The sequence below is a fragment of the Halopiger aswanensis genome (assembly GCF_003610195.1).
Classification (GTDB): domain Archaea; phylum Halobacteriota; class Halobacteria; order Halobacteriales; family Natrialbaceae; genus Halopiger; species Halopiger aswanensis.
Genome location: NZ_RAPO01000001.1, coordinates 386,318 through 397,601 on the forward strand (window position 1 = coordinate 386,318; position 11,284 = coordinate 397,601).

The following is an 11,284-nucleotide window of genomic DNA, read 5'->3' on the forward strand; positions in this document are numbered from 1 at the left end:
TCTCTCTCAGTCGCCGTCGCTCGAGCCGTCGACGCGGGATTGCGGATCCGCCGCCGACGGCGACTCGAGTACCACCGGTCGCGTCTCCGTCTCGGGGACGGCCGTCGAGCGCTCGAGGACCGACACCGACCCTGAGCCGGCGTCGGCGCCCGCAGTAGCGGTTTCGCGCTGCGATCGGTCGACAACGGTCTCGTCGCGGACTACCCGCGGCGTGAGGTACTCGCCGTCGACGTCGATCCCGGCCGCCGAACAGAGTCGTTTGAGCACCGAACGGGCCCCCTCGGTCGTAATCGCCGGCGGGGCGATCGACCGCTCGCGGGCGAGTTCGGTCGCCGTCCGCTCCTTGAGCAGGGCCTCGATCTCTTCGTCGTCGTAGCCGCGCTCGCGCAGCACCGTGCGGACGCGGCCGGCGATCGACGGCGCGTGGCGGGTCGGGAACAGCGGCCAGTCGTTCGACGGCGGGTCGAGCGCGACCCGGTACCGGCGCAGCGGCGTTCGTGCAGCGGCGAGCAGGGAGACGTCCTCGAGTTGCTGCGAGCGCCCGAGCACGCGGATCGTTCCGGTGTAGAAATCGACGTCGTCCCAGGTCGCGCCCGTCCGGCGGTCGTCCTGGGGGACTCGGAACAGTTCGGAGCCCCGGGCGCCGGAGTGGGCGAGGACGGCGACCATCGCGTACTCGCGCAACCGGTCGCGGCGCTCGTCGCGGGACGTCCCGTCGCGACCGCGGTCGGCCTCGAGCGCTCGGTCGCGGACGTACGCCTCGAGTCGGCGACGCTGCTCGGCCGTCCACTCGCGGTCGGGACGGGATTCGTCGCTCGGCAGCGGTGCCGTCGCCGCCTCTGCGGCGGCCGGGTTCTCCGCGATGATGTCGCTGCGGGCACACCACGAGAGGAACGCGCGGACGACGGCGTAGTAGGTGCCGGCCGTCGCGGGCGCGTACTCCCCGCGGTCGGCGCGGTCGCGCAACTCGCGCGCGTACGATCGCATGTGGTCGGTCTCGAGCGCCGACACCGATCGTACGCCGTGTTCGTGCTCGAGCCAGTCGACGAACCGCTCGAGGATCAGTTCGGCCTTGGCGGCGTACGTGCCGCCCGTGTCCGGGCCGCTCGAGTCGCCGACCGCCTTCCGGCGGAGGTAGATCTCGGCGGCGTCCGCGAGCGCGGCGTCGATGTCGCTCATGGGTGAATCACTCCGGCGTTCGGGTCCGGCGCTCGGTATTCCACGCTCGAAGCCGAACCGGCCCGAGCGGGTGGTTTCAGCGGCGTCGCTCCGAGGGCCATTTCGGCGAACCGACGCGGTGGTTCGGAATCGCCACGGTACCGCATTCGTTCGCTACTGTCATACCGGGCTAAATCTGTGTTTCGGTATTATGCACCCAAAAAGTAATTGATATTTGCTACGACGGTCGCTTATATCGACAGCAGCGGGAGCATGACCCCGACGCCGACGGCGAGCCCGCCGACGAGTTCCCGTCGTCCGCCGCCCGGCAGTCCTGCGCCGAGGTCGAGCGCTTCCGGGATGAACTCGGTGAGGACGAGGTAGATCATCGCGCCCGCCGCGAACCCGAAGCCGTAGGGGAGAAACTCCCGGGCGACGCGGACGAAGCTAAAGGCGATGACGGCGCCGATCGGTTGGGGCAGGCTCGAGAAGACGGCCCACCAGACGAGCTTCCAGTCGTCGACGCCCATCGACGTGAGCGGGATCGCGATCGCGGTCCCCTCGGGCACGTTGTGGATCGAGATCGCGATCGTCATGAAAATCGCCAGCAGCGGCACCGTAAAGCCGAACAGCGCGATCCCGCCCTCGAGGCCGAGATCGGCGAAGGAGACGCCGATGGCGACCCCCTCCGGAAAGCTGTGGACGGTCAGGATGCCGAGGATGAGCACGAGTTTCTTGAAGTTCGCCTCTTCGTACTCCCGGGGATCGATGTCGACGTCGAGCAGGACCTCGTGGGCGACGACGACGAGGACGACGCCGGCCGCCAGGCCGACGACCAGCTGCCCCGGCGTTCCTTCGGCCAACCCTTCGTCGACGAGGCCGAACACGGACGCCGAGAGCATGATCCCCGACGCGATCCCCCACAGGACGACGTTCCGGCGGTCGCTGATCGACTCGAAGAACAGAAACGGGATCGCTCCGATGCCGGTCGCCAGTGCGGTGACGAGTCCGGCGACGAACACCAGCGCGAGGTTCTCGAGGAGACTCATCCGGATTCGAACGGTGGAACTCGTCGGTTAAATCACCGCGGCTCGTTCCCTTCCGTCGGGAACTCGAGGTGACTGCGTGATTCTCGCGGGCTCACGACTCGGCGCTCCCGCGTCACTCGAGATACCCCAGGTCGGCGAGTCGATCCTCGACCGCCTCGTCGGCGGTCGCGACCGCGTCCTGATTGTCGGCCCGGGAGTACGACTGCGTCCCCGTCGAGTCGACGCAGGGGAGCGGCTGGCCGTCCATCCGGTCGTCGATCGGCACACCCAGCGACGCCAGAACGGTCGGCGCCACGTCGAACAGGTGCGGCTCGCCGAGGTCGGCCGTCGAGTCGATCGCCGCGCCCCGGGCCGCGAACGTCCCTTCGAGCTTGTGGTTCCACGGCTCCGACGGCGGGCCGAACGGCTCGTCCCGCAGCGTCGCCGAGAGGAAGTGCTCGAAGTCGGCCGGGATCGCCACGATATCGACCGCGTGTTCGCTCTCGGGCCCGTGGAAGAACTCCTCGCGCGGGCGCACTGTCTCGAAGACCGGCTCGCCGTCGGGCGTCGTCACCGAGCGGAGCGCGTCGATGACGCGGGTCCGAACCGTCTCGTACTCCTCCTGGGGCACGACGCCGTTCGGTTCCCGCCCCTCGAGGTTGAGCCGAACGCCGAGTTCGATCCGCGAGCGGACGTAGGCCGTCGATTCCGGGAAGTCGACCTGCGTCGCGCCGGCGTTGACGAGGCCGGTCGGGGCGTAGGCCGCGACGAGGTCGTAGACGCCGAGGCGCTCGAGGAGGGCGCCGATGCGCTGGCTCGTGAGGCCGGCCTTCGCGGCGGTCGCCATGGCACGCTCGGCGGGGCCGGGGTCGTACTCGGTGCTGTCTTCGCCTTGCTTGAGGTTGTCGTCGCGAACCGTCGCCCACGTGGGCATCCCCTCGCCGCCGTTTTCGGTCTCGACGAGTCCCTCCTCGTGGAGGTAGTCGTTGATCCGAAACTCGTAGCCGTCGTAGGGTCCCATCCCGTGGTCGCTCGCGACGATCACGGTGTCGGGGTCGTGGGTCTCGAGAATCTCTGCGAGTTGGCGGTCGACCTGCCGGTAGATCGTTCGGATCGCCGCGTCGTTCTCGGGCTCCTCGTGGAAGATCGAGTCAGTGCCCTGGAACTCGACGAAGCCGAACTCGGGGTCGAATCGGTCGGCGAGATAGCGGAACGCCTCGCCGCGCATGCGGGCGCAGTCGGCGTAGGCGGCTCCGAGGTCGGCCGCATCTTCGTCCGGGTAGACGCGGTACTCGCCGAGTTCGTCGCGGACGTCCGCGAGGAGTCCAGAGGGGTGGCAGTCGGGGTTTTCCGGCGCGGTGTAGCCGGGGATCAACGCGCCGTCGAACTCCCGCGGTGGGTGCGTGACGGGAACGTTGACGACGACGCTCGTGATGCCGTGTTCGGAGAGTAGTTCCCACAGCGCCCGCTCGCGGACGTCGCTGGCGTTGACCACGTCCCAGTCGTAGCCGTCGAAGGAGAGAAAGCCGAAGACGCCGTGCTTGCCGGGGTTCTTGCCGGTGTACAGCGACGGCCACGCCGAGGCGGTCCACGGCGGGATCTGGGACTCGAGCGGACTGCTCGCGCCCTGCTCGTAGATCGACTCGAGCGCGGGAAGGTCGCCGTCCTCGAACATCGGTGCCAACACGCGGTCGCAGGCGGCGTCGATGCCGACGAGCAGCGTTCGGAGGGAAGATCCGTCGTCCATCGCTCGGTCGTACCCCGTGCCGGGTCTTGGTTATGGACGCGGTTACGCGGCGAATCGGTCGCCTTCGGTCGTCGATCGCCGACGGGTGGTGTCGGACCGAGCCAATCGACAGCCGGCGGCCGTTTCCCGGCCGGAAACGAGACACAAAAGATATATCTTTCAGCTGAAGTGCAGGAGATATGGTTGGTTCCCGACGTTCGACCCTGAATCACGCGGGCCTCCTCGAGCGAGGCGTCGCCTGGTTCGTCGACGGTATCGTCATGTTCATCCTGTTGTTCGTCGCGATCGCGTTGGTACTCCTCCTGTTTTCGCCGGGCGCCACACCAACCGAAGTGGCCGAAGGGATCGCGGTGATCGTCGGACTCGTGGTGTCGACGGCGTACTACATGGTGACCGAAGCGAAGTGGGGGCAGACGCCGGGAAAGATGTTGCTCGGACTCCGCGTGGTCCACCTGGACGGGCGGCCGTGTACCGGCGCCGGCGCCGTCATCCGAAACGTTACGAAGGTACTCGGCGGCTCGTCGCTGTTCCCGGTGGTCGTCGCGATCGTGCTCGTGCTCTCGAGCGATAATAATCAGCGGCTCGGCGACATGCTCGGGGATACGGCGGTCGTGACGGAGTAACCCTCGAGTTATCGTTTTGCACCGCCCCTCGCGCAATCGTTCTCGAGACGAAAGCCGAAAATAGTAGACGAGACGCCTCGAACGCTGTTACTTGACGCTATCGTAGAGCGACGCGAGGCGTCGCATCCCCCACTTCCCGTACTCGAGGCTGTAGTAGGTCCGCAGTTCGGGATTGAACTTCGCCTTGTACCGGTTGATCCGGCGCGTATCCGCGCCCACGAGGTCGTACGTCTCGAGCCCGTTCTCGAGGCCGTCTTTCATGATCGCCCAGTCGAGCAGGTCGTTGGTCGGCACGTCGACGTCGGCGTCGGTTCGGACGCCGCCCATCCACCGGCCGGTCGTGCCACCGTACTCGAGGGCCAGAATGCCGCCGACGAACTCGTCGTCCACGCGGAGGGTGTAGGGGCGCACGTGGCCGTTCGCGGACTGCTCGGCGAGATCGAGGATGAATTCGATCGGCACATCGAAGCCGATTCCCTGGGACTCGTAGCGGTTCTTCACCTGCTCGTGGATCAGCCGGATCTCTTCGGGGCCGCCGACCTCGATCTCGTAGGCGTCGTCCTCGGTGTTGCGGATGTTACTCCGCGCGTCGCTGCTGAAGGTCATCAGCAGATCCTCTTCCTCGAGGGTCAGATCGACGGCGTAGGTGTACTCCGGCGTCGCGTCGTACTCGTTCCACTTGAACGGCCGCGAGTCCTCGAACGCGGTCGCGGTCCTGATGTGGCCGTACTTCGGCGCGAGTTCGGACTCGAGCCACTCGAAGCAGCCGTCCATGAACCGCTGGCGGCGCCGCTCGCGCTTGCGCTGTTTCAGCTTCCCCATGTTCAGAAACGCCGGCCCGAGGTAGGGCACGCGAAGGTGCGGCGGCGGCGAGAAGGCCGTGGTCACGAACTGCTTGTTGATCTCGAAGACCGGGAACAGCCCCACCGGTTCCTGCCCCTTGAACCCGATCAGCGGGTGTAAGGCCGCGTCGGCGTAGTCGGCCTGGACCCGCAACGCCTCGAGTTCGTGGCACAGCGTTCCCTGCGGCGATTGCTCGACGTATCGGTTCCACTTCTCGCGATCCTCGTCGGTCGCGACGCGGACGTCGATGCTCATGTGCTCGACCACCCGGCGACGGCCGATGGAACGTCGTCGCTGTCAGTCGCTCGGCGTACCATATCCGATCGATCGCTTCACGAGCACTTTGTAAGCAACCTGTTTCCGTCATCGCAGGCTGTCGGTCACGATCGCTGTCGTGTCCCTCGGTGTGGCTACCGAACCCGGTCGGCAGTATAGTCTCCCGCTACGGCCGGTCGTTCGCCGCCTGTGGCCGCGGTTCGGCCTCGAGTCGTTCGCATCCCGCGTCCGCGACACTGACGAGCGGCCGGCGGGATTCCGAATCTGCGAGTCGACCGCCGATCGGACCAGTAGTCTCGATGAACAGTCGGTTACACGACGAGTAACAATGTCCGAACCGGTCGCAGATCGGATAACTGACGGATAAATGAAAGACCTCCTGATTCGAACGGTTCGGCCGGTCGTCGCCATCGGCCAGGGAACCAGACGTCTCGTCACACGAACGCCGACCGATCTGGTCGCCGTCGCCGGCTTCGTCGCCGTCGCCACCCTCCTCCTGACGGTCGTCGACGTCGCCTCGCCGGTCGTGCGAGCCGCGGTCGGCTTTCCGTTGCTGTTTCTCGCCCCCGGCTACGCGATCGTCGCCGCGCTGTTCCCCCGCGCCGCCCCGCTCGAGGCGTCGACGGGCTTCGGTATCGGCCAGATGCGAGCGGTAACGGAGGTCGAACGCGCCGCGCTCGCGTTCGGCCTGAGCTTCGCGTCGCTGCCGCTGATCGGCCTGACCGTCGCAGCCCTCTCGCTCGAGTTTACGGGCCCCGTCGTCGTCGGGGCCGTGAGCGGGTTCGTGCTACTCACCGTCGCGGTTGCTACGGTCCGTCGGTTCCGCGTCCCCGCTCAGGATCGCTACCGACTCCGGCTGCTCCGCAAGCTCGGGGCCGCCCGCGCTGCGATCGTCGATCGCGGATCGATCGCGTACACGGCGGTCAACGTCGTCCTGATCGTCAGCATGGTGATCGCGCTGACGAGCGTCGGCTACGCGCTCGTCTCACCCCAGCAGGGCGAGCAGTACACCTCCCTCCGGATACTCGACGAGAACGACTCGGGCGAACTCGTCGCGGGCAACTACACGACCGAGATCGAGTCCGGCGAGTCCGTCCCGCTCACGATCGCCGTGGAGAACCAGGAGGGGACGGGGACCGAGTACACGGCCGTCATCCAAGAGCAGTGGCTCGAGGACGGCACGGTACTCGAGCGGACGGACCACCAGCGCGTCGAGTACAGCGTCGGCGACGGCGAGACCGCAACCGCCGAGCGATCGGTGACGCCGTCCGCCGAGAGCGGCGAGGTCCGCATCGCGGTGTTGCTCTACGAGGGCGACGTGCCGGACACGCCGACCGTCGACAACGCGTACCGCTCGGGCTACCTCTGGGTCGAGATCAGCGACGATCTCGAGTCGGAATCCGACGAGTAGCGCGCTTCCGTTTCTCGAGTACGCGGTAGAACCGAGATGATCCCGCGGCGGGATCGACGATCCTCGCTCGACTTCTCGCAGCGGGCGCTGGCTCCGGACGCGTTCTCGTGATCGATGCCGTCACGTGTCGCCGGTTCTATCGGCCGTGGATCGTCTGTCGGCGGCCGTGTCGGCTCCGTCTCGTCCGCCGTTCGTTCAGCCTCGAGCCTGACCCCCGTTCCGACCGCACGGCCGCGAGCTGTGATCGCAGGTGTCGGCTATCGACCCACTGTTTCGATACCGGCTGTCAGTTGAGAGCAATGCAACGAACGGCGACCGGTCCGGTTTCGACGACGGTACCGTACTGCTTACAGTCGGCAACGAGCGAATAACAAGGCCTGCGATCGGCGAACGACGCGATAGTTCGAATGTCAACGCAGTCATCCGTCGGCGATTCGCTTCGAAAGGTAGCGCTCACACTCGGCTTCCTCGCGGTCGCCGCCAGCGCGCTCGTCGCGCGTTCGAATCCGGCGACCGGCTACGAACTCTCGTTCTACACGATGACCCCCACGGAGGTCTGGGCCGGCCTACTGGTTGCGCTAGCTGCATCGCTCGCCGTCGCGTTCGGCCCGTCCGGCGGCGACCGAACGGATCGGGGACTCGCGGTCGTCCTCGGCGGCCTCGTGATGACCGTGTTCGTCGGCCTCCCGATCGTTCGCGGCTACCGCTTTCTCGGCCACCACGACGCGCTCACGCACCTCGGCTGGGCGCGTGCCCTCTCCGAGGGAACGATCGTCCCGTTCGACCTCTACTACCCCGGCATCCACACGGTGACGGTCTTCATCCACTCGGCGCTCGGCATCCCCCTCTCGCGGTCGATGCTACTGATGGTCTTGCTCGCCGTGCTGGTGTTTTGCACGTTCGTCCCGCTGTGTGTCGGGACGATCGCTCCCGACGATCGCGGCCGCGCCGCGGCGATCGGCGCCTTCGCCGGCTTCCTCCTGCTGCCGATCACGACGATCTCGATGTTCCTCGAGGCCCACGCGATGTCCCAGGCCGTGCTGTTCTCGGCGCTGCTCGTCTATCTGCTCGTCAAGTACGTCCGGCCGGGTCGGGAGAGCGTCTCTCGGCCCGCGTCCGCGATCGGCGTCGCCCTCGCGTTCGTCTCGATCGCGACCGTCGTCTACCACCCCCAGCTCGTGGCCCACCTGATCGCCGTCTTCCTCGGGATCTGCGCGCTCCAGTTCCTCGCGCGTCGCGTCGCGGCCGGCGGACGGATGGCCAACCAGACCACGCTGTACGGCCACTCGCTGTTTCTGATCGGCCTCTTCCTGGTGTGGACCGCGAACCACGACTTCTTCAGCGGGATGTTCGAGCACTTCTTCAGCGCGGCGATCGAGTTCCTGCTCGAGGGTCGCAGCGGCGCGGGCGACACCGTCGCAGTGCAGGGCGCGTCGCTCTCGTCGATCGGCGGCAGTCTCGTCGAGGTGTTCTTCAAACTGTTCACCGCGCAACTGGTGTTCGTGATCCTCGTCGGCGCGCTCGCGCTAGCTGTGGTCGTCCGCCGCAACTCGAGTTGGGTCTCGTCGGTGCGGGCCGAGACGATGTACTTCCTCACCGCGTTGGTCGCTCTCGTCCCGCTGTTCGGCATCTACTTCCTCGCGCCGGATTCGACGATGCACTTCCGGGTCTTCGGGCTGATGATGCTGTTCGTGACGCTACTCGGGTCGATCGCGATCCACGGGCTTACGGCCAGGTTTTCGGGCGATCGGTCCCGGTTCGTTCCCGGTCACCCGGTCATCGCCGTCGGCTTCGCCCTGTTGCTGGTCCTGTCGCTCGCGGCCGTGATTCCGTCGCCGTACACGTACAAGGCCTCCCCGCACGTCAGCGACACGCAGATGAGCGGGTACGAGGCCGCATTCGAGAATCGGGACGAGGACATCGGGTTCCTCGGACTCCGAGACGGGCCGAACCGCTTCGACGACGCGATCAACGGGAACGAGGAGCGAATGCACCGCCATCAGGATCTCGACGAGTCGTCGTTCGGCGACCCGCTCGCGACGCGGTACGACGAGGACAGGTATCTCGCGCTCACCCGCGTCGATTACGAACGCGAGGTGAACGCGTACAACGAACTCCGGTACACCGAGGAGGAACTCGACTCGGTCGCGACGCAACCCCGCGTGAACCGGGTGCAGTCCAACGGCGAGTTCGACCTCTACTACGTCGACACCGAATCGAGCCTCGAATAAGCTCGTGGAGGCGCCGTGCCGCGCTCGCTGAGTCGGTGTCCGTACTCCCGGGCTGAACACGAATTCAATCGGCCGCAAAATCCCACACGGCCGGCGTGAAATCGGGTAGTAGATCAATAACAAGGGCTCGATCCGGCTAGCGTTGTACTGGTTAATGCCGGATCTCGAACGCCAGTCCCGGACGTCCTCGTATCGCATCGGCTGTTCGGATGCCCGCTCGTGGTGGCTCGGGGGTGGACCGACAGTGCCAGATGCCCGTCGAGCCCTCCCTCGAATCGAACTGCACAGTGCCCTCGGGTCGAGACAGACCGCCGACGAGTCGTAACCCCATGTCCGCAACCGACAAGCTCGTCAGCGGGTTCAAGGCGAATCTGGCGGCCAAGGTCGTCGAAGTCGGCGTCAACGGCCTGCTCGTGCTCCTCTTGACGAACGTCTTCCTGACGACAGGGGAGTACGGCCTGCTGTACCTGGCGATTTCGATCTGCAGCGTGGCGATCTTCTTCAGCCGGATGGGGTTCGCCAAGTCCGCCGCCCGGTACGTCACCGAGTACCGCGAGACGGATCCGTCGAAGATCCCGTTCATCGTCCGGCGCGCGCTGACGTTCAACGTGATCGCGATCGCGGTCGTCGCGGGCACGGTCCTCGCGCTCCGCGGGCCGATCGCCGCGCAGTTCGGCGAACCCGACTTGGTCTGGCTGCTCTCGATCGGATTCCTCTTTATCGTCGCCCGGACGCTCCACTCGTTCGGGTACTTCCTCTGTCAGGGATTCAACCGCGTTTCCTGGAGCGCGTTGCTGTTGATCGTCGCGAATCTCGGGATCCTCGCGTCCGTCCTATCGCTGCTCGCGCTCGGCTTCGGCGTCGCCGGAGCGCTGTTCGGGTACGTCGTCGGCTACGGGCTGAGCGCGACGGTGGGGCTGACCGTCCTCTACCGGTGGGTGTCGAGCGCCGATTGGAATGCGACCGGTGACGCGGACGGGACCGAGTCGGCCGATGGGGCGGGGACCTCGTCGGCTGGGAGCAGCGCTACCGACGAAACCGAGAACCTCACTCGCCGCATCTTCGAGTACAGCCTCCCGCTTACCGTCACCGGCGCCGCGTCGATTCTGTACAAGCGCGTCGACATCGTGCTCGTCGGGGCGATTCTCTCCCCCGTCGCGGTCGGCTACTACACCCTGGCCAAGCAACTGACCGAGTTCGTGACGGCGCCCGCGAGTTCGCTCGGGTTCGCGCTCGCACCCGCCTACGGCGAGTCGAAGTCCAGCGACAACCTCGAGCGGGCCGCCGAGATTTACCGGACGACCTTCGAGTACAACCTGCTCTTTTACATCCCCGCCGCCGCCGGGATCGCACTGGTCGCGGATCCGGCCGTCCGATACGTCTTCGGCGAGGGGTACCTCGGTGCGATTCCGATCGTGCAGGTGCTCGCGGCGTTCGTCGTCCTCCAGTCGATCAACAAGATCACCGACGACGCGCTCGATTTCCTCGGGCGCGCCCGGCATAGGGCGCTCTCGAAGGGCGGAACGGCGGCGCTCAACTTCGTGCTCAACCTCGTCTTCCTCCCGACGATCGGGGTCGTCGGCGCGGCGCTGTCGACGGTCATCAGCTACGCGATCATGGTCGGGATCAACATCTACCTCATCCACTCGGAACTCTCGCTCCCGCTCCGGTCGCTGTTCCGAACGGCGCTGACCGTGTGCAGTATCGCCCTCGGCATGTCGCTGATCGTCGTGCTCGGCTTGCCCTACGTCTCGAGCGTCGTCTCACTGGCCGCGATCGTCCTCCTCGGCGTCGTCAGTTGGCTCGCGCTGGCGGTCACCAGCGGGCTGCTGGATCTGCGCCGGGCCGTCGCTCAGCTGAGCTAACGGCACGACATCGTCGCCGTTCCGTCTCGTTTTCCGTCCGAACTGCGTCGACCCGCGCCGTCCGCCGGGACCGGCGGTACGTGCTCGAGTGGAGTTCGAGCC

The 11,284-nt window shown here is 66.6% G+C and carries 8 protein-coding genes; 4 read left to right on the top strand and 4 right to left on the bottom strand.

Features of this window, described 5'->3' with window-relative positions; all coding sequences use genetic code 11:
- Nucleotides 1-6 precede the first annotated feature (6 nt).
- From ATJ93_RS01850 to ATJ93_RS01860, 3 genes are all read right to left on the bottom strand, one after another.
- The gene (locus tag ATJ93_RS01850) at nucleotides 7-1,179 is read right to left on the bottom strand and encodes a tyrosine-type recombinase/integrase (protein ID WP_120242936.1); all 1,173 of its coding nucleotides are present in this window, start codon (nucleotides 1,177-1,179) and stop codon (nucleotides 7-9) included.
- Nucleotides 1,180-1,409: 230 nt separating this feature from the next.
- On the bottom strand, nucleotides 1,410-2,207 hold the full coding sequence (locus ATJ93_RS01855) for a ZIP family metal transporter (protein WP_120242937.1): 798 nt from the start codon (nucleotides 2,205-2,207) through the stop codon (nucleotides 1,410-1,412).
- A gap of 112 nt (nucleotides 2,208-2,319) precedes the next feature.
- On the bottom strand, nucleotides 2,320-3,933 hold the full coding sequence (locus ATJ93_RS01860) for an alkaline phosphatase family protein (protein ID WP_120242938.1): 1,614 nt from the start codon (nucleotides 3,931-3,933) through the stop codon (nucleotides 2,320-2,322).
- Between the two features lie 179 nt (nucleotides 3,934-4,112).
- Between ATJ93_RS01860 and ATJ93_RS01865 the strand changes: the two genes are divergently transcribed.
- A complete protein-coding gene (locus ATJ93_RS01865; RefSeq protein WP_120242939.1) occupies nucleotides 4,113-4,556 on the top strand; it encodes an RDD family protein in 444 nt (147 codons plus the stop codon).
- Nucleotides 4,557-4,643: 87 nt separating this feature from the next.
- On the opposite strand, the gene ATJ93_RS01870 is transcribed toward ATJ93_RS01865, so the two are convergent.
- Nucleotides 4,644-5,654 (bottom strand): lipid II:glycine glycyltransferase FemX, encoded by a 1,011-nt coding sequence (locus ATJ93_RS01870; RefSeq protein WP_120242940.1) that lies wholly within the window; start codon nucleotides 5,652-5,654, stop codon nucleotides 4,644-4,646.
- A 388-nt stretch (nucleotides 5,655-6,042) separates the two neighbouring features.
- On the opposite strand from ATJ93_RS01870, the gene ATJ93_RS01875 reads away from it, so the two are divergent.
- From ATJ93_RS01875 to ATJ93_RS01885, 3 genes are all read left to right on the top strand, one after another.
- Nucleotides 6,043-7,086: a DUF1616 domain-containing protein gene (locus tag ATJ93_RS01875; RefSeq protein ID WP_120242941.1), complete on the top strand. Its 1,044-nt coding sequence runs from the start codon at nucleotides 6,043-6,045 to the stop codon at nucleotides 7,084-7,086.
- A gap of 407 nt (nucleotides 7,087-7,493) precedes the next feature.
- Nucleotides 7,494-9,317, top strand: a complete 1,824-nt coding sequence (locus ATJ93_RS01880; RefSeq protein WP_120242942.1) for an MFS transporter — start codon at nucleotides 7,494-7,496, stop codon at nucleotides 9,315-9,317.
- 329 nt (nucleotides 9,318-9,646) lie between these two features.
- Complete coding sequence (locus ATJ93_RS01885) at nucleotides 9,647-11,182, top strand: flippase (protein WP_120242943.1); 1,536 nt, start codon at nucleotides 9,647-9,649, stop codon at nucleotides 11,180-11,182.
- Nucleotides 11,183-11,284 lie beyond the last annotated feature (102 nt).

Excerpts from the sequence above, each read along its gene's own strand:
- ATJ93_RS01850 (WP_120242936.1), bottom strand. The coding sequence starts at position 1,179 with ATGAGCGACATCGACGCCGCGCTCGCGGACGCCGCCGAGATCTACCTC.
- ATJ93_RS01880 (WP_120242942.1), top strand. The coding sequence starts at position 7,494 with ATGTCAACGCAGTCATCCGTCGGCGATTCGCTTCGAAAGGTAGCGCTC.
- ATJ93_RS01875 (WP_120242941.1), top strand. The coding sequence starts at position 6,043 with ATGAAAGACCTCCTGATTCGAACGGTTCGGCCGGTCGTCGCCATCGGC.
- ATJ93_RS01855 (WP_120242937.1), bottom strand. The coding sequence starts at position 2,207 with ATGAGTCTCCTCGAGAACCTCGCGCTGGTGTTCGTCGCCGGACTCGTC.
- ATJ93_RS01860 (WP_120242938.1), bottom strand. The coding sequence starts at position 3,933 with ATGGACGACGGATCTTCCCTCCGAACGCTGCTCGTCGGCATCGACGCC.
- ATJ93_RS01865 (WP_120242939.1), top strand. The coding sequence starts at position 4,113 with ATGGTTGGTTCCCGACGTTCGACCCTGAATCACGCGGGCCTCCTCGAG.
- ATJ93_RS01870 (WP_120242940.1), bottom strand. The coding sequence starts at position 5,654 with ATGAGCATCGACGTCCGCGTCGCGACCGACGAGGATCGCGAGAAGTGG.
- ATJ93_RS01885 (WP_120242943.1), top strand. The coding sequence starts at position 9,647 with ATGTCCGCAACCGACAAGCTCGTCAGCGGGTTCAAGGCGAATCTGGCG.